Genomic DNA, 21470 nt, shown 5'->3' with positions numbered 1-21470 from the left:
GTTAGGGCTTTTTTTGTTTCTCTCACTTTAGGCCTTTTTCTTCTTGGCTCCATTATTGTATCAATTTAATTGCCGATAGCAAGAATGGGAAATCGCGTAAACGAGATGGGACCTATAAATTGTTTTTTAGGAACCAAATTTTTTTCGATGATTTACCCAATGTGGTTGGAATTCTTTAGTTTTGGCTCTACTAGCTAAGGAAGATTACATTATTGCCTCCTCGGCAAAGGAACGTTTGGAAAAACTCAGAAATACGGACGAACAATGATATTGAAAGAAAGAATCGGCGACAACTACCTGAAATGCCTGCTTACTGGAGCACTTTCGGCTATGCTGTTTACAGGGCATGCGCAGGAAGTGGTGAAACAGCAGAAAGAGAAGCAACAGCCGCAGCAAAAAGAAAAGCAGCAGCTGCCCGAGCAACGGACTGCGGAGCAAGTCCAGACCATGGATTCCATTGATGTCGTACGCGATTACCGGCCGATGCTGGCCGATGCCGTCAAAGTGCGCCGGAGCCCGAATATGCAACTTATCAACCGCGACGCGATCGAAACGGAGCTGCGTCAGATTGCCACCAGCACCTATTTGGCACAACAAAAATATAAACAGGCGTATTACCATGAGTTGATGAAACGTCATCCGGACGCTTCGCAAAGCAATATTGACAATTACCGCATCAGCTATCTGGCCTACGGGGCCGGCGAATACAAAAGAGCGAGCGGTATGTTGGAATCGATGAAACCTTCGGATGCATTTTATCAGGGCGCGATCATGACCTTGGGCCATATAGCCCTGGAAACGGGCGACAAGCAAGCGGCACGAAATGCCTTTGTCAAAGCGACGAAACTAGATCTCGACCGGCAAGTGAAAGCCGATGCGCTCTTTAACTACGCCAAAGTCCTGTTTGCCATGGACTCCACCCAGGCCGCCCAGCAAGTTCTCGAGAAATATATCGCTCAGGAAGTGAAACCTGTAGATCCGGGTGCCAAAAGACAGGAAAGTCCGGAGATACTATCCGCTGAAATCCTGCGCGGGACGACCAACTTCCATGCCGGTGTCAGCATGCTGGAATCGCTGAAGGAGCGTGGCCGGGAAGTCGATGCGATCTATCAAAAGGTAACCTACTATCGCGGATTGGAGTTTTATAATGAGCGTGCTTTCGAAAATAGCATATCCATGTTTATGCGTTCGGAAAAATTTCCGATCAATGCGGAAATGGCGGCCCTGGCCACCTACTGGAAAGCGGAGGCGATGTATGAAGTGCGTAAATTCGGGGAGGCCGTGGAAAATTTCTCCCGTTTCCTGAGCTTGCCTGCGGCAAAAAACAACGAAGTCTATAATTATGCCAATTATGGGCTGGCCTATGCGGCTTACCGAAATAACCGTTTCGCACTGGCAGCCGATTATTTTGAGCGCTTTCTGAAGGCCGGAGGTAGTACCGTGGATGAAAATATACGGTATGACGTCATCGCACGTCTGGGCGATTCGTATCTGTGCCTGCGCGATTACAGCCGGGCCAACAGCTACTACGACAAGCTGATCAACGGCAAAGCGCCCAATCAGGACTATGCGTTGTTCCAACGCGGTGTACTCTTTGGATTGCAGGGCGACAATGAAACCAAGCTCAGTACCCTGCGATCCGTTCTGAAACAATTTCCGGCTTCGAACTATGCCGATGATGCGGCCTTTGAGATCCCTTACACCTATTTCACGATGGGCGATTATGAGAATGCGCTCAAAGGGTTACAAGCAATGATCGAAAAGTACCCACGCAGCAGCTATGTTCCGCGTGCGCTGATGACCATCGGGCTTGTGCAGTACAATAACGATGAACCCGAACCAGCGAAGGCCACCTTCCAACAGGTGGTGGAGAAATATGCGCGAACCGCCGAGGCAGAGCAGGCGATGCGTTTCATTGAAAATATCTACCTCGATCAGGGCGATGCCACGAGCTATATCCGCTATGCGATCGGTAGCAATGTAGGGAATCTGAGTCCTGCGGAGCAGGATGACCAGGCTTTCCAGGCAGCCCATTCCCTCTTTGCCCGAGGAGAATACGGAGCTGCTGTGGAAGCGATCAATGCCTACTTTGATAAATTCCCGAAACCGAAACAAGAGAAATTCGCGCGTTACATCCGTGGGGTGAGTTCGTACAAGACCGGGCATCCGCAGGAAGCGCTGCACGATCTGAATATCATCCTGAACGATTGGACAAGCAAGTATACGGAGAATACCTTGCTGACGGTGGCTGCGCTCTACCTAGACCTGAAGGAATACAATGAAGCTATTGTGCACCTCAAAAAGTTGGAGTTAACTTCCGAATATAAAAAGAACTATGGCTATGCGGTAACTAACCTGATGATCTGTTATTTCGAACTCGGCGATATGGAGCAGATGGCCAAATATGTGCAGTTTATAAAGAATTACGATGGTGCAACAGAAGAGGAAATTGCCAAAGCACATTTATACAGTGGCAGAGCCTTGCTGCAGGAAAAGAATATAGTGTCAGCCATGAATGAGCTCAATCTGGCCGCGCTGAAGAGTCAGACGGAGGTTGGGGCAGAGGCACGGTACCGTGTGGCGCAACTGCAATATGATAACAAAGAATACGATAAAGCCCAAGAAACTGCTTTTGATGTGATCAACAATAGGGAGGCCCAGGAATATTGGGTGGCCAAGAGCTTCATATTGCTTGCAGATGCCTATGCGCGTAAAGGCAATACTTTCCAAGCGAAGAGTACGTTGAAAAGTGTGATTGAAAATTATGAAAAAGATGATGATGTCGTCCCGTCGGCAAAAGAGCGTTTACAGAAATTGAACAAAAAGTAACCGCAATTTTTGATGATTGAAAAAGCGCTAACGAAAGTTAGCGCTTTTTTGTTTAATCCTAACAGTCAACAAAACCAAAAATCAATACATTACGGTAATTGCATTTCTGAGAAAATAAAGATCCATTTACAAGAAGGCCTGAAACTATATGTATATTTATCTCACAAAACCAATGTTTACCGACGATTCTTAAATGATAAAATACAATCGTAAGCTAATTTTATTCTATTTTCTGTGTTTTTAATGATGACTCAGACAAATGCTTTCTTAATTTCTTGATTGGTAGGTATGTGAACAAAATTGATAACACACCTGCGAGCAGCGCATCTAAAATAGCCATAGCAGTTGCATTTAGTTTGTAGTGTGTAGACAGGTTATATTGTGCCAATAGAAGACAAATGAATACAAATAAACCCGTTACAAAACCATGGATGAGACAGAGCTTCATAATAAATCTATTCCTATTCAGTTCATTATCTAACGTTAATTCGATCGACTCCTGTTCGATGGCCGCGATCACCCGTTTGATAATATCCATGGTAAGGACGACAGGTAAAAATATGGCCATAGGTAGCGTCAGTCGGGCCAGACTTTGAGGACCAGCAAAAAAATGGGTATAACCCAGTTCCTGAAAGCTCGCATAAGCAACCAGGAAATTGAAGAATACATTGGGAAGAATATAATAAATTGCACGCTTTCTTAAAAAGCGCCTGAGTGTTGTTTTTTTTATTTTCTTGGTTTCAGCAAGTCTTGTCATGTGTCATTCGATAAGGATAAGGTCATTAATGTAATCGCCTTATCTTTTATTTTAATAGCTTCTTCTTTTGGTAAAAAATCTTCATTGGACATAAACGTAAAATCCATTTGTTGATTAAATGTCGTCACAACCAAAGTATTTGAATTCAGCCAGGGAAAAGCCACTGTCGGACTATATATAGTCTCCAAAGTGAAGTTGTCATACGCGTTTGGGATATGAATCTTACCCATATTGGAAAGGGTGATATCATGCCCGCCCGGGCTCGATTTTAGCATACCAATCATGCGATCCACAAGTGGATGCATTTGTTCACCCATCCATAGCAGCTCACGAGCCACTACCTTTTCCATTTTCTGCGCAAGTGTTGCTTTGATATCTTTCGCACTGTTCAAAATGCTCTTGCTCCCTTTCTTTAAAGAAAGCTCTACCGTTGGGGCAAAAGCAAACATATGGTCCTGTTTGATTTCTGGGATAAAATGGCGGATATCTACGGGGCTGATCACTTTATTTTTCGAAGCCTTCCCCTGTATCTCCCGAAAAGCTTGCATAAATGCTGAGCATAGGAGCGCATGGACAGAAATACCTTGATCTTTACAGCCTTGGGTTATGGCAGCAGTTTTTTCTATATCAAGTTTCCAGTGTATTGCATAGTTTTTCCCAGAATTTCTTTTTCTGCTCTTTCGTTGCAGGAAAAGGAAGAACCTTGCCAACAACAAATAGCACTTCGCTTTACGTGATTTTTTCTGAATGTCGAAGTTCTGTGGCAGGAATTCGTTAACCGATTTAAAAAGCGGGTAGGGGATGAGTTCATTATCCGGATTATCCAGAAGCTCAAGCAGTTCGCGCATCAAGGTGACAATACTGGTTCCATCACAGACACAATGGGGTAATACCCAAAGCAATTCCGAAACAGAACTCCCTTTGATCCATATCAATTGCGCTAGCGGCTTGCTGTCAATTTTAAATGAGCGATACCATTCCCCTTTTGATTCAGTGAGCCAATCCATATCTGTTTGGCGCTTGACGATATGGAGTGGAATAGGCGCCATATCATCCTTCACAACAAAGTAAGGCTGTTGTGTATGCTCGATTTGGATGGACGATCGGAGCAAAGGATGTTTGTGCTGAATTTTTACTAACGCGTTTCGAAGATGTTCTTCGATGATCTCGCCCTTGATCTTTGCCGTAAATACACAATTCAGTGGTGTTTCGATATCGATATACATGATACGTTCCACCATCATTAGTTTTCTTTTGATCATGATGCCGTCTTATAATCTAATTGTTGCCTGATCCGACCTATGATCTCATCGCGGATGGCGAGTGCTTCGGCTTGTGGTAAATAGCCCTCACTTCCCATAAAGGAGAAATCCATCTGTCCACGAAAGGTAGAAGTGACCATTGTCGTTGTGTTGCCCAGAGGACCAATGACGGATGGACTAAAGACAGTTTCCAGGCTGAATGTGCGGTATTGATCGGGGATCTGTATACGCCCCAAATTGGAAAACATACAATCGTTGGATGACTTGCCCCGTTTTAACAGCCGCGTGAAGTTTTTTAGCGCATCGTGGGCAGATTCCATGACCATCATGGTGATATATGGATTGAGTTTTGCTGTTTTGCGTTCCACTTCTGTCTGCATCAACCGGAGATTATCCATAAAGTTCAATTTTTGATTCAAAGACATGACGATCATCAATCCGAACGCAAAAATATGATCATCTTTTATCTGGGGAGCAAAACGTCTGATATCCACGGGACAGGAGACTTTATTGAAAGCTGCCGCCCCGCGTACTTTCCGAAATGCCTCCAGCACCGTTGCCCCTAAAAATGTGTTGACGGTGATACCCCGTGATTTACAATAGGAAATCAGTTGTTCACTGGTTTTTTTGTCAAACTTCCAATGAATCAAATAGTCTGTCTGCCGGTCAATCACTTTTCTGCCGACAGGAATGCATTTAATGGCCAAAGCTGCTAATCGGCCGATTGTTTTTGCTTTGAATTGCTTCTTGCCACTCTGCAGAATATGCGCTGGTACCACATCTTCAATACCAAGAATAGGATTCTCTAGTCCGATTTCTGCATTAGGATTGTCTAACACCTTTAAAAATTCATATAATAGGGCCATAGCCGAACCACCATCGCAGAGGCAATGATGGAATACAAAGAGCATATCCGAAACTACTTCTCCCTTAATCCAGACAAATCGGATTAAAGGTTTAGTCTGATAATCGAAGGTCGAATGCCATTCCTGTTTGGACTCCTCCTGCCAGTCATCTTCATTTTCTCGATTTACCAACCGTATCGGGATGGATACGGTTGCCTCCGGAACTTGAAACCAGGGTATATGCTGCTCATCATATTGGATGAGCGCTTTTAACCAAGGATGTTTTTCCTGAAGTCGACCCAAGGCATATCTGATTTCTTCTTCTTTGAAAATACCATGTAGCCGAAAGGGAATAACTGCGTTGAACGGTTCGGTTCCATCCCCTAGCAGCATGCGTTCACCAAATAGTAGTTTTCTTTTCATAGCCTATATCTGTGCCAACGTCGAACATTCTTGTTTTACAAAGCCTTCCAATAGCGCTACAGCCTGATCGTTGCCACCCGCTGTTTGAAAAGTTTTTTGTACCTCCTTAGCGGCATTTCTGTATTTGGGATTATTCAATAACTCAAATACAGTGTCGCGTAGGGTATCAATGCGCAGGCGCTTGTACCGGATGCTCAATCCGCAGCCGGCCTGTTCAATGAGTTTGGCCGTATGAAAATGATCATAGGCAATCGGCGTGATCAGCATGGGTAGACCGTTCGTAAAGGTATCGTTCACCGTATTGAAGCCACCGTGGCAAATGACCATATCCATGTGTGGCATCAGTTCGGATTGAGGTACAAATCCGCTCACAATAAAATTGGAAGGCCATTCTTCGAATATCTCTGGCGGAGTAGCTGCAATAATGGTAACCGGCTGATCCTTAAAAGCCTCGATCAGTTTCCCGAAAAACGCTTTTCGGATATCCACCAACAATGTGCCTAGAGATACAAATACCTTTGGTGTGTTACTTGCGGCCAGGCGGTCCCAGTCAAAAGGCGTGTTATTCGGACGTCCTTTGACCGGGCCGACAAATTTCATGTGTGGTGGTACCGTCTCAAAACCGGCAAATGCCTGAGATGTAAATATAAGGTTGAGCTGATGAGAGTGTATAAAGATTCCCTCATCATAAATTCCTACTGCCTTTTGGAGATCTTTGATCAGGTTTTGCTGCCACTCAAATATCTTAGGGGCACTTTTTTCCGTATCACCCATGACATCTGGTGGAACTGGCGTTGTTGTTACGCAAGGAATCTGATGTTTATGAGCGAATAGCGCCCCGCCAAAAGTGATGCAGTCGTTTATGATCACATCGGGCTGCCATTGGTCAAGAAGGCGTTCTAATCCCGGCATCATCATTTTCGCGATAGGGACATAAGTTTCTTCCAAAGCCAGTTTCATGACTTCTGGGCCAGAGCAGGAAGGGCCGTCGTCCTGACGCTTTAATAAATGCTGGAGTTCTTCCTGAAAAGGGCTTAATTCCTCTTCAGGATAGATATAACTTCCACCTGCAGGGATATGATGATCTGCCAGGGGGGTAATGCCAAACCATCTGACCTCATGTCCGCGGGCAAGTAGGCTCGCCCCGACACTTAATGTTGGGCTGATGTGTCCAAAAAATGGTGGTACAACAAAGAGAAACTTCGCTGGCAGTTCCGTCCGTGGAGTGCGGGAAGATACCGCTTGTTCTAATAAGTTTGCGGCGGTTTTTGTGCCTCCGGCATCCCTAAAAGACTGGCGAACAGTTTCTGCCGCTTCGCGGTAAGATGGATTGCTGAGGATCGTATGGACACTTTCTTTTAAATGATGCGCTTTAAAGCGATTGAAATTCAGTCGTTCACCGGCGCCAGTACGAGCTACGCGGCCAGCTACATGCGACTGGTCATAAGCAATTGGAATGACCACAAGTGGCAAACCCTGCATCAGCGTTTCGGAAACGGTATTATGGCCACCATGGCATACGACTGCATCGAGATGCGGTAACAAATCCAGTTGTGGGATGTGTTGATAAACCATGAAATTCTGAGGCCAGGATTCAAATAGCTGCGGATCTGAAACAACAACGACAGTCAAGTCCTCGCCGGCAAAGGCATCGATTACTTTTTGGAAAAATGCTTTCTTATGCTCATGGTCAAAGGTGGTGCCGATGCTGACCAGGATTTTTTTTCGGGTATTTGCATGGAGTTTAGCCCAGTCAAATACCGTGGATACCCTGCGCTCCGACAAAACAGGGCCTGTAAACTGATAGTTTGGCGCGAGCTCCATCTCCCCAAAGAAATAACGGGATGTCAAGACGAGCGTAAGTAGTTCCGAACAGTCCAAAGACTTATTGCCCGATACGCCCAGTTCCTGTTGCAAGGCGATGATCTGCTTTTGTTCCCACTCGTGGACTTTCGGAAGCTCGCTGACAATTTTAATTGCTGCAGGAGCCGTGACAGTGGTCACATAGCACAGTCCCAGTTTTTTTGCTACAATGGCTGCGGCGAATAATTGATGGTCTCCAATGACCTGATCGGGCGCAAATGCTTCCAATAAAGTAAGAATACCCTTATAACAATGTCTATTTAAAGGGATAAGTACATCTTCATACAGAAATTTGATGCTATCGATACCATAAACAATCTTTTTTGATATGATATCGAGATATTGTTCGCTTTCTTTCTTTTCTTCATCGCTCTGGTCATACTGAATAAGCAATAGTTTTCCGCCAGTCGGAAGTTTATCGGTTAAGTTTTTGTCAAGACTGATCCAGGCCACCTCATGTCCTCTTTCCAATAGTTCAGCACCGATACTCAACGTTGGATTGACATGACCTGTTAGTGGGGGGACAACAAACACAAATTTAGCCATGGTTTTGTAATAAAGGGTTAGATAAAAAATCAAGGATAGTTTCAGCAATCTGTACAGGTTCTTGTATCGGAATATTATGATCTCCAGGAATAAGCTCAAGTTGAGCACCGGGGATTTTTGCTTGCAGCCATTCACCCGTTGGTTTACAGTTGGAAGTATCTCCATACAGCAGCAGGGTGGACGGTGGCAACGCCGTTGTATCCATTTCATGGAGGAAATATTTCTCTTTGATCATATCCGCTTTGATGCTCGTCTGATTGAATAAAAATTCGTAGAGACGATGATTTTTTTCAAACTGTCGTTTTCCCATCTTCATTTTTGTGGTATCTGTAAAATTGGCGATGTAATGTTCCAAAAATTCTTTGCTATATTCATCGATAATATTACGTGCTTTCTCATCCTGCGGATCCGGAGCCTCCATAACGACTAGCCGTTCTACACGGTTAGGTATCTGCAAGGCTGTCTTAAGTGCAATAAGTCCACCAAAACTATATCCCAAAAGATGGACGTTTTGGAGTTGCAGATTATCCAATAAAGCAACCAGATCGGATGACATGTTATCGAGATCATAGCCTTCCATTGCACGTTCGCTCATACCATGACTTTTGAGGTCATACATGACTATGTGAAAATGCTGCGCCAGGATGGGAGCGATATTAAAATAGTAAATAGAGAGGTTGCTGAACATACCGTGGATTAGTACCAGGGTATGTTCAGCACCTTTGTTAAGTTCTTGTATGTGAACTTTCCTATTGTTTACCGTAATTATTGGCATTCGTAGATATAATTGATGATCATACGGAGGTCAAGATTGATCAGTTGATCTAGGTCCATTGAAGATAGCCAACCGGTGAAATCAATCTGGTCACCAAAATGTGCTTTGATTTTCTCTGAAAAAGAAACAATTTCAATGCTGTCCATTTCCAGATCTTTCGTAAAGGAACTTTCCGGTGTGATATCCATCTCTTCTACAAATTCTTCGCCGATAACTTCCGTTATAAAACCTTTTAACAGGGCGAATAATTCCTCGTGATTCAATTTTTTTGTCGTGTTTACAGTGTCCATCCGATAATATAATTTTGGTATTTGATCGTTTTTATTTCTATTTGATTGATCCAGAGATGATCTCCCTCGATACGTTCTACTTCGTGTCTTTTTGGGTTACCTTTTAAGCCGGTGCCGAGGAACTTGCCATAAGCTTCCTTTGCTACCCAAAAACGGGTTGTCCATTCGTCCTGTTCCCTGTCTTTGAGCAGCTCCATTTCCGCATCGGTAAAAACCAGTGGGTAAAAACCAGCACTACGTTCCGCGATGACTTCCATATCTATGCCGACTGGTTTATGCTGTCTGGCTATAGCTACTGCATCCTTACCTTTATGAGCCAGTGAGATATGAATATCGTTTGTCATATCGCCCAACAGATAAGGCTTGCCTGCTTCATCCGAGCGGATCTCAAACGTAATAGGATAGCAAGGGTTTTTCTGGAGGCTCAGCAGCTGTCGTACCGCATCTTTTACCGCAACACGGCTCACCATCCAGCTTTTTCGACGATTGGGCAACAGTTGTTGGTAATGTTGTTTTTCCGTTTGGTTGAAATAACGTTTCAGGATAAAATCCCAGGAAGCGACACGGGTATATGCCTGATGAAAGAAGAAAATAGCTGGTGCAATTTCTGTTGATAGGCGATTATGCAATGGCGACATGGAGACATTCCATAGCGCTTCGTCGATCTCCAATCTTCTGTTTTGCCAGCCACGGATCGCACACCATACTTTTCCGTTTCGTTGGAGGGTAATGTTTGCGATAGCAAACTCCTCGTTCAGCTCGGTTAACGCACAGGTACATTCGAATAGACCATCCTGGTTATGTATGTCGTCGAAAAATTCTATTTCCTTGATTTTTACAGGGAATGCAATGCGATCTTTTGTGAGCGTAAGTTGCAACCATAGACCAAACAATTGTCCCGCATTATCCAATAAGGAGCCTTTACCACCGTTGCCTTTGATCTTGCCTGTTATACCCTTTTTCCCTACGGCAGTCACCTCTACGATTCCTTGATAGGCTGTCCCATGAAACATGTGCTTCTCATAGATTTCTTCAGAAGTACGTGTGATGGGCAAGCTTTCCCCTATGGAAAGGTCAAAGCTTGGAGCTAAAGGGTATGCCACAGACAAAGCCACTTCCGCATTTACGAAATTCTCAATTTCCAGATAGGCAAGCTGTGGGGTACGCCATTCACCTTTGATCATTTTTTCAAAAGGTTTGGCCACGTTCATCCATTGAAACACACTTACCTGCATGATTTTGTGGATCTTGGTTGCGGGTTGTTCTGCTAAGGCGATTTCTGCGAGCAACTCAAAGATCATAGTCATCGGAATCACCGGTTCCATGTCTGCGACTTCGGACCATCCCTTTGGCTGTCGCAGCAGGCTATGGTCAATCAGGTAGGGATGACTGTCCAAATTGACCTGTAGCCTTTTTGCGAAATGTCTTTCTATCGGTTTTTCCAGGACAGGTGGGGATTCAACAGTTGCGGTAATACCAGCGGCAGTTCGGTTTTGAAAGAGGGTTAATACTTCTTCCTGCATCCGTGCCATATCGGCGATATTCTCCTGAAATGCCTGCACTAGCGAATTATTTCCGCTTATAGCGGTATGGGTGGCAAGTTGTGGCTGGGCTGTGGGCAAAGATTTTCCTAGATCTTTGACGGCCTCAAAATTACGCACGATAGGCGAGCCAAGCTGCAATTTAATACCTTTATTTGTTGCTTTTTTTGTGGGTTTTTGTAATGCCAGAAAATCCAGCGCTACTGTTTTACCCTCCACAAATAATGCTGCGACGACACGTTGTAGCTGTGCAAGTGCCGAACGTGTTGCCACACTGGAAGCCAATGTGCTAAATGCTTTTCCTTTTAAGGTGTCGTCAATAAAGCCGATCAATCCACCTGTCCCTACCTGGATAAAGAAACGGGCTCCCTCCTCGTATAATTTTTCTGTCAGCTCACGAAAACGGACTGGTTGAATAAGGTGTTCAGCGCTCAATTGGCGGACAGCCTGCTGATCGGATGGGTAAGGCATTAATGTCGTGGCTGACCACAAAGGAATCTTCGTTTGCTGAAACTGTACTTTCTCCATGCCCGCCAGGATCAGGTCCAGCTTGTCTGCCACAAAAGGCGAGTGGAAGCCAGACTGGAAGGGTAGGATCTGATGAAATATCTGTTTCGCTTTCAAGAGCGGGACAAGCTCCTCCAAAGCAGCATTACTGCCACAGAGTATGACCTGATGAGGACAGTTGTCATTGGAAACATAAATATTGGAGATCTCGGATATCAAAGGCGTAATTTCCTTAAGTCCTGTTCCGATAGCAATAAATTTGGAATCCTTTAGTTCAAATGTTTTTGGGTCAAGTACATCAATAAGATCTTTGACCGAACTTGCTTCTGCCAGTTCCGAAGAATAACCCGCTAACCATTCCCCCAAACTATGTCCGGCGTTCATATCGGGATAGATCCCTAGTTTTTTTAGGGAATTATCAAGGATGCTACAGGCATTGAAAATACCCAGTGCATCGCTCAATAAACCTTCACCTTCCGTTATTATGGGCGCTGTCAGTCCAAAATAATGGCTGACAGAGTCTACTTCACCCTTAGCTAAACCATCTAAACCCGGGAAGACAAAGGCAACCTTGCCCCCTTCTTGTAATAGGGGTGTAGAGGTATACCAAATATCCTGTTTATTGCGCCAGGCTTTATCTTTTGCAACGATTTTGATCGCTTTTTCAATCCGTTCCGGTGTTGGATCAAATAGAGCCAGGCGGTAATTACCTTCACCTACTGTTGTGTCGTTATGCTGTAAGGCAGAAAGCAGTTCCGCATGTGTCGGCCGGGCAAGTAACAGGACAGGATCTTTTTTGGGCATATTGTAGCCTGTTAAGACTACGTGTGCGTTAATACCACCAAAACCAAAGGCATTGACTGCTGCCACTTTAGGTAGCCCTGCTTTTGACCAGCTTTTTGCTTCCTGTACAGGTGTAAACCGTGTGGCCTGCATGTCTGAAATCGGATTGTCACAATAAAGCGTAGGCGGCAGTATATCATGATATAGCGCCAGGCAGGTTTTTATGAGGCCCGCAATTCCTGCCGCAGGCATGGCATGACCAATATTAGATTTGACGGAACCGATGCCCGCAACGGGAGCTGTCTCCTCTTTTCCGAAAAATTGGGAAAGGGTCTGCAGTTCTATTTTATCACCAAGCGGAGTTCCCGTGCCGTGTGCTTCCAGGTAACCGATTTGTTTTTCGTCCAGCTCAGCATTCGCCCAAGCCTGTTGTAGTGCTTTTAGCTGACCTTTCACCGATGGACTCATCACACTGGTACCATGGCCATCACTGCTCACCCCTACACCTTTGATGACAGCATAGATTTTATCTTGGTCACGTACAGCATCATCGAGCCGTTTCAATACCACAAAGCCACAGCCTTCACCGATCAGGAGACCATCCGCATCTACGCTAAAAGGTTTGATCTGCTGGTTGCGTGATAGCGCGCCCAACTGAGCAAAGATGCTCCAAAAAGCAGCATTTTGTCCCGTGTGTACTCCTCCCGCAATCATCAGGTCACTACGGCCACGCTGCAACTCTTGTACGGCATGGTCCACAGCAATCAGCGCACTTGCACAGGCTGCATCGACAGTAAAAGCCACTCCCCCCAGATTGAAGCGGTTGGCGACAAGCGAAGCGACAAGGTTGGGAATTAATCCCATGGCCGTATCGGGGGCAAAACGCCCCTTTCGTTCCTGAAATGCTTGTTTTACTTTTTCGATATCTGCTGCAGGTACCTGTGGTAAAAGTTCTTGTAAGAGTGCTGAAATCTGTTCACCTGTGCGTACGATTTCTATGGCGCGGGTTGCACCCGGCCCGGTATAGTTTCCTTTTCCGATGATAATTCCGGCTCTTTCCAGAGACATTTGCTTTTGGAATATGCCAGCATCTTCCAATGCCTTTTGCACCAGATCAAGTGCGAGTAGATGATCTGGCTCGGTACCCGCGACGGCAAGTGGCAAGATGCCAAATGTCGTGGGATCGAAGGTGTAATCGTGGAGAAAACCACCCCGTTTGCAATAAAAACGATCTACCGTCCCTGAGCTATCACTAAAATGGATCGGATCAATGCGATCAGCTGGAGCAAATTCGGTGGAGTCTACCTTATTGATGATATTTTGCCAGAACATATTGGCGTCCTGTGCCCCCGGAAACACACAGGATAAACCGACGATGGCAATGTCTGTTTTCTTCATAATCAATAGCTATGAGGGATTACCAATTGTTGCCTGACATAATTAACACCTGGCTTTCCGTGCCGTACTTAATCTCGTTGAGGAAAATTTCTTTTCCTTCATCCAACGGAATAAGCGAGATGCCGCGACGCTCATATTCTGTCTCCAAGGTCTGCGAAACCATACCTGCACCTTTCCATGGCCCCCAGTTGATTGAAATGACCTTACCTTTCAGCCGTTTATTCAAAACGTTGGCATAATCATCCAATACACTATTTGCTGCTGCATAATCTGTCTGTCCTTTGTTGCCGTAAACAGATGCAATACTGGAGAACAAGACGACGAATTGACAATCTGAACGTAGTTGTTCCGCCAATACGCGCAATGGTTTTACTTTGGTATCAAAGACACGTCCAAAAGAATGTATTGTTTTTTGTTTGAAAAGTTTATCTTCCAACAGGCCGGCACCATGAATAACACCATCGAGTTGACCATATTGCTCATATATCTTATGGAGTAAAGTAGCTAACCCAGCCTCATCACAAAGATCCAGCGACTTATAGACGACAGTGTTTCCCAAGCGTTCCATATCTTGGATAGTACGCAGGATCTGATTGTTCTTAAAGATGCGGACTGTCTCCTTTTCGATTTGTGCCGGAGCATGGAATAGGCCCGATTTGATGAGCTGAGTCCTGATCTGCTCCTTGGAAGTCATTGTTTCTAACTCCTTTGTGATCGAAGTATCTTTTCTGGGATCTGCCGACCTACCCACAAGGATGTAGGTGCAAGGATAAGAGGCTGACATATGTTTCACCAGCTCTGAGGTGATGCCTTGCCCCCCGCCAAGCACAAGGACAACGGACTTTTGGTCCAATTGGATTTGCACTTCTTCGCCGCCCATCGCGAGTGGTGAAGGAATAATATCGAGCGTATGACGCTGGTCATTTTTGTAGATGACCTCTACGGTTTTGTCTGTGGTTAAGATTTCTTTTAGAGCGATTTCTGCGATCTGATCCGTTTCCTGTGGTGTGTTTAAACTGATCAACCTGCAGTTGGTCTGTTCAAACTCACGGGCCAAACTCTTAAATAGTCCAGGGTAGCCTTGATAACGGCGCAGGGTGTGTGTATCATTTGTTTTCGCTACATGTGCCGGGATATCCGAAATCAAATAAACCCATTTTGCCCGATCCAGGTCCATTTTTTTGATCAGATCGACTTGGTCTATAATATTATGCTCTACGGTCGCAGAAAATATATCGGAGATAATTAAACCATCAAAAACGGCAAGGTCATTTTCCGGATTGACCAATTCTGCAATAGCACCATGTTTTTCGAGCATGGTTTTGATGGCTATTGTCTGTTGACCATGATCTGGGGCAATGGCAAAACGTTTGCCTTGCAGAATTTCGATATGTTGTGCTGAAACGTTATCTGCAGGGGTCAGATCAAAGCGAAGTCTTGATAAGAAACTCTGTGCAGGCGCTGTATTGCCGACTTCACTGATCCAGGAGGCCAGACCATTCAGGGTTTTAATCGCGGCCAAAGTTTCCGTCAGATCTTCCGCATGTTCGAGATCTTCCCCAAAACCGATCTTCGTTTTGAGTTCGGCAATGATTTCCATACGTTTGATGGAATCTATGCTCAAATCTGCTTCTAGGTCCAAATCCAATCCTAACATCTCCTTTGGATAACCGGTTTTTTCACTGACGATGTCCAGGATCGCTGTCTGTAATTCTGCAAGGGAGAATACAGACTTGCTTGCTGCCGGCAAAGTGGGGTCTGCGGTTGAAACAGCTGTTGCTGTCGCGGCTGCGACACGGGTGAATTCCGTTAACCAAGACAACAAACCATTTAATGTCTTTATGGCTGCGAGTTGCTCCATGACCGTATCTTCATTTGCAAGATCAAAAGTCAGTGTACCGAGTTCATTGCGTAAAGTCCCAATAATTTCGACCCGTTTTATGGAATCGATACTGAGATCAGCCTCCAGGTCCATTTCCATCCCCAGCATTTCGTGGGGATAACCCGTCTTATCGCTCACCACCTGTAACAATAAAGCTTTAATATCTTTGGTTGATGTTTCTGAGGCAGGTACGATAATAGATTTCTCGTTGCGGATTGGCTGAACAGGTGATGGCGCTAAACGATCTGCTGCTCCATCTGATACTTCACTTGAATAGACCGGCATTGGCATTGCATGTGGGTTTTGCCCTAAAAAGGAAAGCATCACATCACGTTGTGCCTGGATCAGCATTTTCATGCTGTTTAAATATTCTTGCAGCATACGCTCGGCAGCAGGTTGTGCTTCTGTCGTTGCAGCAATAGGGTTGTTAAGATTACTCATTTTGATCGGTCTTACTAATGGTAATGCACCATTTACGGGCAAACTTCCCGTTGTCGGATGTGCAGCCTGTCCATTGACACGCCAGATAGTGGGGCTTTTCTTATAGATATCTGGTTGATCCAGGTGAATAAGTTGAACTTGACGGCCTTCAAAAAGTTTATCAATCGAAAAATTGCGGCCTGTTCCTAGATATTGTGCGAGCATACATAACAAATGTGTCAATTTGTTGCGGTTGCTATCCTCCACATATAATGTTAATTGATCTTGCTCCAGGCACGCTTTGGTCAAGCCTGTCAATACTTTGCCCGGGCCTACCTCAATAAATATTCGTGCGCCATCCGCATACATTGCCTGAAGTTGTTCAACAAAGCGTACAGGTTGGATCAAATGATCTGTTAGTTGCGCCTTTATTTCCGATGCTGAACTAGGGTATAAACCTGTTGTCGTGTTTGACCACACGGGTATTTGCATGTTCCGGAAGGAAACATCCTTTAATACATTCGCATAAAGGGTCTTTGATCCAGCAACCAAAGGGCTATGGAAAGCGCAGGCTACTTCAAGTTTTTTTGCGGAAATACGTTCCTGTTTTAACAGCTCCATCAGTTTTCCGATTGCTGCTGTACTGCCAGCGACAACACATTGTGTAGGTGAATTGTAGTTGACCGGATAACAGCCTTCAATGCGAGCGAGGACTGCTCTTAAGCGTTCGGTATCTGTGTTAACAGCAACCATGGTACCTGGATCTCCATTCTCTACCGAATCCAGTATCGATTGGGCACGTTTGCTACTCAGTTCGACTAATTGTTCTTCGTCAAATACACCAGCAAAGCACAGTGCCGGTAATTCGCCGTAGCTGTGGCCTGCCAGCATATCCGGAACAATACCTAGGGACTGGAGGAACTTTGCCAAGGCCAGGTCGACAATACCCAAAAGCGGTTGCGCCAAACGCGTATCTTTAATGGTCTCTTTTTGTTGTTTCAGGGATTCGGCGTCGAATGTAGTTGCGGGGAAGACGATTTTTTCCAGTTCCGGATACTGAACTATAAGCTTTCGCATTGCTGGAAAAACGACAAAGAGATCACGTGCCATATTAATGCGCTGGCTCCCTTGTCCGGGAAACAAGAAGGCTGTTTTACCTGCACGTTGATTAACGATAAAGCTGTCTTTGCTTTCGATACCGGATAATACCAGTTCAATTTTCATCATGAGATCTTCGGCAGTATCTGCAACAATGCTGAGTTGGACCGCTTTTTCAGATGACACAGCCAAACTGTAGGCGATATCTTTTAACGGAAGGCTGTCGTTGATATCCAACAATGCTTTTACCTGCCCCAATTGAGCTTTAGCTTCTTCGTAGTCATCACCACGGAAGACAAACAGTTCTGATGGCCAGCACTGCAATGCGATTGTACTATCCTCCTGCGGATGGTTTGCAATAACAGCATGGAAATTCGTTCCCCCAAATCCAAAAGCACTGATGCCTGCATAACGCCTTTTTTCTGTCCATAAACCAGTTTCAGCATGAAAAGCAAAAGGGCTGGTTTGCGTATTATAATACGCGTTTGGCTGTTGGAGGTGAAGTGTCGGTGGTTTAACCCCATGAAATACAGCTAGAGAAGCTTTGATCAATCCTGCCAATCCTGCGGCACATTTTGTGTGGCCGATCTGCGTTTTGACAGACCCTAAATGCGTTTGTGCCGGTAAGGCGCCTGAACGACTGAATAAATTAGTCAGTGCACTTAGTTCTGTTTTATCACCCACGACAGTTCCTGTACCATGTGCTTCCACCAGACCAACAGATGCTGCGCTGATACCCGCTTGGTTATAGGCACGTTCTAGCGCACGTACCTGACCAATTTTTCGCGGAGCTGTAAGCCCCAACGCTTTACCGTCGCTGGAACCGCCAACACCTTTGATGACTGAGTAGATGCGGTCACCATCGCGTACAGCGTCTTCGTAGCGTTTGAGTACCAATATGGCAACGCCTTCGCCAAGGGCAATCCCATCTGCCTCACGGTCAAATGTGGCACAACGTCCCTTGCGCGAGAGTGCGTGTGTGCTTGAAAACATAAGGTAATCGTTAATGCCATTATGGAGGTCAGCTCCTCCGGCAAGTACCATATCCGATTTACCAAGAATAAGTTCTTGACAGGCCAGGTCAATTGCTGCAAGAGAAGAGGCACAGGCTGCATCCACTGTGAAATTTCTACCACCAAGATCTAGCCTATTGGTAATCCGGCCTGCGATAACATTGGCCAGAATACCGGGGAAGGAGTCTTCTGTGGTATGGGGAAACGCTTCCTTTACTTCTTCATGGAGTTCACCAAAGACCTGTTTGTAGTATCCTCTAAAGCTATAACTATTAGCGAGGTCATTACCGCCTTCAGCACCGATGATAACCGAAATATTTTCCCGGTTGATCTGTTTCTCACCGTAACCAGCATCTTCCATCGCCCGCTTAGCTACCAATAAAGTCAATAATTGTGTCGGCTCAATGGCCGCGAGCGATTGTGGTGGAATCCCAAATGCTAAGGGATCAAAATCAATTTTTGGAATAAAACCACCCCATTTTGAATGGGATACATCAGGGCCGTCTGCGTCAGGCTGATAGTAAATATCTTTGTTCCAGCGTTCATCCGGAACCTCCGTAACGCTGTCTTTTCCAAGGATTATATTTCGCCAAAACTCTTCCAGATTTTTAGCTCCTGGAAAAATACATTCCATCCCAACAATAGCGACATCCAAAGGTTTTTCACAGGACAGTGGTTCTTCCGTTAAGGGCGCTTTCTGAATATATTGTTGATTGTCGATGCCTACGTTCTGGTGGAGATCACTAAGAGAGATTACCTGATCATGCATGGTTGCAATTTGGCCAATCATATACATACCCAGGTCCAATTGCTCACTTTTAGGGATGTTGATCAGTTTATCACCTTGTCGGTCAATACCCTTGGCTGCGATACGCAGACGGCCGACGTTTAATTTTTCGAGTTGTTCCCAAACCTCTTTTTTATCTACACCAGCAGCCAAAAGTTTGGATTTCTCCCGGTTAAAATGTTGAGCAAATGCTGTATTTAGACAGCGTGTTTCATGGCCAGGCGCGGTCTCCAAAAGGACAGTATCTTTGGCTTGCATTGCTTGGATCTGGAACTCTTCCTGAATCGCTCCGGTGCTTACAGCTTCTTGTGTGTAGAGATATGCGGTTCCCATCAATACGCCTATCTTGACGCCACGTGCAGCTAAAGGAGCTGCCATGATAGAAACAAAAGCTGTGGAAAAAGCATTGTGGATACCACCGGCAAAGAAAACGCTGATCTGTTCCGGATGATCCTCTTTTAAGATACGCTCAATCTGTTTTTCCCAGAGCACGGTGCTTGAAAGAGGTCCCACATGACCACCACATTCACGTCCCTCAAATATGAAATTTTTTGCGCCTTCTTTGAGGAACATGTCGAGTAGTGCTGGCGAAGGTACATGGAGAAATGTTGTTATGCCTGCTTTTTCAAAGACCTTTGCCTGTGCAGGCCGGCCACCAGCAATCAGGACAACCGGAGGTTTAGCTTCAAGAATATAGGCCGTCTGTTCTTCACGCAATTCTTGTGGAGCAAAACCTAAAATACCTATGCCCCAAGGGTTATCCCCGGCAAGCTGTTTGGTTTCCAAGACCAGGGTCTTGGCTTGTTCACCCTGCAGTAGAGATAGTGCAACAAAAGGTAAGGCTCCTGCTTCAGCTACAGCATTGGCAAAAGCTGGAACATCACTGACACGTGTCATGGGCCCTTGTGCTATCGGGTAGCGTAGGCCAAGTTGTTTTGCCAATGCATTATTCCGATCGATGGGACGCAAGGCTTTAGCCTGTTTTAGATGGCCGTACATGGCTTCTTTAAATCCGAAAATAAGTTTTTTCAATGTCCTGAAATCTTCATAAAGATCGGCTGCCAAAGAAATGTCTTGTCCCATAGGGATATAACTCGTTGTCGGATCAAGGTCTTTGAAATACGTTGTGAGTTCGTTTGAATCTACCTGATCCGAGAGAGTCGGTGAGTTTGGCCGTACCAGTACGCGATGGTTGGCAATAAGCTTCGTTTCTGTACCGTTTAGTTTTTCACAGAGCGTTTTGAAGCTCTGGGGAACCGAGCTTTCGGGAAATAGCGCAAGCTGACTGTCCAATACGATTCCAGTGGCACCAAGGGCTTTTGCGGCAGCGGCGGTATGCAGGCCTATGCCACCTTGTACCCAAACAGGTATCGATTGGATTTCTTGGATAATTCGTTGGAAGAGGACAAATGTGGATTCATAACCGACGAGGCCTCCGGCTTCATTTCCTTTTATGATAATTCCTTTTGCATTAAGCTTTTTTGCCAACAAAGCTTCTTCTAGGCTGTTGACTTGATACACAATAGGCAGGTGTTCGGCGGTGGGAGCACAAGTGCCAAAAGGAAGAATGATAAGATTTACCTTCTCCGGAATTTGGAGGGATAGCAATTTATCATTTGGAAAATAAATTCCATAATTAAAGAGAGCAGTCTGATCAAATCGATTCAGTGCTTCCTGAGCGCTGGCTAAGTCGTGTCCTAAACTTAATACGGGAAATGCACCCGCCTGATGGAGTTTGGGCATGAGGTTGACGTCAGGCTTTTCAAAAGGTGTTAATCCAATAATGGTTAAATTTTTCATGCATTGATGATATTGAAAATATAATAGCAGGAGATCCCATAACAAAAATCAAAATCGTCGTGGCTTTGATAGGAGGGTTGTTATGGTGGAATAAAAGTAATTAATTTTTGTTATATTTTTAATAATAAAGGTAATTTGATAATGATTTTTTAACAAAAAAGGAGTAAATGGCTGAGTATTATTAACCAAGAAGCTACAAATTTATTGAAAATCAGATTTAAATTTGTTTTTCAATGCTGAATTTTAAGAAAAATAAATACTTCCCTTAAACGGGAATAACTAAATGGATAATTTTATCTCAAAAGACTTTCTGTATAATGTTTTGGTGATAATGCTTTGATAAGCTTTAATCCTATAATAGTTGTCACAAGTACCTGTTGAGTCTATTGGGGATATAAAAAACTTGTAGATAATATCAATATTAAGGTTTGTATATAAATCTATATTTAACTATTTGGTTGATTATAAATAAGATTCAATATATCAGTTGATTAGTGTTATTTTTGTGGTTATTCTTGCAGGGAATGCAAAAGAAGCGTATATTTGTGCCACACAAAACAAAGGTGATACCTTTTTCGGGGTGTAGCGTAGCCCGGTATCGCGCCACATTTGGGATGTGGAGGTCGTAGGTTCGAATCCTGCCACCCCGAC

10 protein-coding genes, 1 tRNA gene and 1 pseudogene are annotated in these 21470 nt (G+C 44.8%); 3 read left to right on the top strand and 9 right to left on the bottom strand.

The features are described from left to right. Nucleotides 1-204: 204 nt before the first annotated feature. Nucleotides 205-786: a hypothetical protein gene (locus B4A24_RS13920; protein WP_288812737.1), complete on the bottom strand. Its 582-nt coding sequence runs from the start codon at nucleotides 784-786 to the stop codon at nucleotides 205-207. Between B4A24_RS13920 and B4A24_RS13915 the strand changes: the two are divergent. After that, a pseudogene (locus B4A24_RS13915) lies at nucleotides 724-894 on the top strand (hypothetical protein); the annotation flags it as partial. The gene B4A24_RS13920 and the pseudogene B4A24_RS13915 sit on opposite strands and share 63 nt — an antisense overlap. Nucleotides 895-909: 15 nt before the next feature. Further along, nucleotides 910-2829, top strand: a complete 1920-nt coding sequence (locus B4A24_RS13910) for a tetratricopeptide repeat protein (protein ID WP_293945832.1) — start codon at nucleotides 910-912, stop codon at nucleotides 2827-2829. Nucleotides 2830-3049: 220 nt separating this feature from the next. Here B4A24_RS13910 and B4A24_RS13905 read toward each other — a convergent pair whose 3' ends face one another. From B4A24_RS13905 to B4A24_RS13870, 8 genes are read right to left on the bottom strand one after another with little or no spacing between them, the layout of a single operon-like run. Next, nucleotides 3050-3586: a hypothetical protein gene (locus B4A24_RS13905; protein WP_172396574.1), complete on the bottom strand. Its 537-nt coding sequence runs from the start codon at nucleotides 3584-3586 to the stop codon at nucleotides 3050-3052. Continuing rightward, nucleotides 3583-4848, bottom strand: a complete 1266-nt coding sequence (locus B4A24_RS13900) for a condensation domain-containing protein (RefSeq protein WP_172396575.1) — start codon at nucleotides 4846-4848, stop codon at nucleotides 3583-3585. Before B4A24_RS13900 ends, B4A24_RS13905 begins: the two co-directional genes overlap by 4 nt. Next, nucleotides 4845-6116: a condensation domain-containing protein gene (locus tag B4A24_RS13895; RefSeq protein WP_172396576.1), complete on the bottom strand. Its 1272-nt coding sequence runs from the start codon at nucleotides 6114-6116 to the stop codon at nucleotides 4845-4847. The genes B4A24_RS13900 and B4A24_RS13895 overlap by 4 nt, the downstream gene beginning before the upstream one ends. Nucleotides 6117-6119: 3 nt before the next feature. Next, entirely contained in the window at nucleotides 6120-8525 is a 2406-nt protein-coding gene (locus tag B4A24_RS13890; RefSeq protein ID WP_172396577.1) for a glycosyltransferase, read from the bottom strand. Next, nucleotides 8518-9300, bottom strand: coding sequence for an alpha/beta fold hydrolase (locus B4A24_RS13885; protein WP_172396578.1), 783 nt, complete (start codon nucleotides 9298-9300; stop codon nucleotides 8518-8520). Before B4A24_RS13885 ends, B4A24_RS13890 begins: the two co-directional genes overlap by 8 nt. After that, nucleotides 9291-9590, bottom strand: coding sequence for an acyl carrier protein (locus B4A24_RS13880; RefSeq protein ID WP_172396579.1), 300 nt, complete (start codon nucleotides 9588-9590; stop codon nucleotides 9291-9293). Before B4A24_RS13880 ends, B4A24_RS13885 begins: the two co-directional genes overlap by 10 nt. Next, nucleotides 9578-13819 (bottom strand): type I polyketide synthase, encoded by a 4242-nt coding sequence (locus tag B4A24_RS13875; protein WP_172396580.1) that lies wholly within the window; start codon nucleotides 13817-13819, stop codon nucleotides 9578-9580. The genes B4A24_RS13880 and B4A24_RS13875 overlap by 13 nt, the downstream gene beginning before the upstream one ends. Nucleotides 13820-13838: 19 nt before the next feature. Continuing rightward, nucleotides 13839-20819 (bottom strand): type I polyketide synthase, encoded by a 6981-nt coding sequence (locus B4A24_RS13870; RefSeq protein WP_172396581.1) that lies wholly within the window; start codon nucleotides 20817-20819, stop codon nucleotides 13839-13841. Nucleotides 20820-21395: 576 nt separating this feature from the next. Here B4A24_RS13870 and B4A24_RS13865 point away from each other — a divergent pair. Next, nucleotides 21396-21469, top strand: a tRNA-Pro gene (locus B4A24_RS13865). The last annotated feature ends 1 nt before the right edge of the window (nucleotide 21470 follow it).

Origin of the sequence: Sphingobacterium sp. UBA7249 (assembly GCF_002472835.1) — a bacterium.
Taxonomy (GTDB): Bacteria; Bacteroidota; Bacteroidia; order Sphingobacteriales; family Sphingobacteriaceae; genus Sphingobacterium; species Sphingobacterium prati.
This window is presented reverse-complemented; position numbering and strand designations above follow the sequence as displayed.

Excerpts from the sequence above, each read along its gene's own strand:
- B4A24_RS13920 (WP_288812737.1), bottom strand. The coding sequence starts at position 786 with ATGGCCCAAGGTCATGATCGCGCCCTGATAAAATGCATCCGAAGGTTT.
- B4A24_RS13910 (WP_293945832.1), top strand. The coding sequence starts at position 910 with ATGGACTCCACCCAGGCCGCCCAGCAAGTTCTCGAGAAATATATCGCT.
- B4A24_RS13905 (WP_172396574.1), bottom strand. The coding sequence starts at position 3,586 with ATGACAAGACTTGCTGAAACCAAGAAAATAAAAAAAACAACACTCAGG.
- B4A24_RS13900 (WP_172396575.1), bottom strand. The coding sequence starts at position 4,848 with ATGATCAAAAGAAAACTAATGATGGTGGAACGTATCATGTATATCGAT.
- B4A24_RS13895 (WP_172396576.1), bottom strand. The coding sequence starts at position 6,116 with ATGAAAAGAAAACTACTATTTGGTGAACGCATGCTGCTAGGGGATGGA.
- B4A24_RS13890 (WP_172396577.1), bottom strand. The coding sequence starts at position 8,525 with ATGGCTAAATTTGTGTTTGTTGTCCCCCCACTAACAGGTCATGTCAAT.
- B4A24_RS13885 (WP_172396578.1), bottom strand. The coding sequence starts at position 9,300 with ATGCCAATAATTACGGTAAACAATAGGAAAGTTCACATACAAGAACTT.
- B4A24_RS13880 (WP_172396579.1), bottom strand. The coding sequence starts at position 9,590 with ATGGACACTGTAAACACGACAAAAAAATTGAATCACGAGGAATTATTC.
- B4A24_RS13875 (WP_172396580.1), bottom strand. The coding sequence starts at position 13,819 with ATGAAGAAAACAGACATTGCCATCGTCGGTTTATCCTGTGTGTTTCCG.
- B4A24_RS13870 (WP_172396581.1), bottom strand. The coding sequence starts at position 20,819 with ATGAAAAATTTAACCATTATTGGATTAACACCTTTTGAAAAGCCTGAC.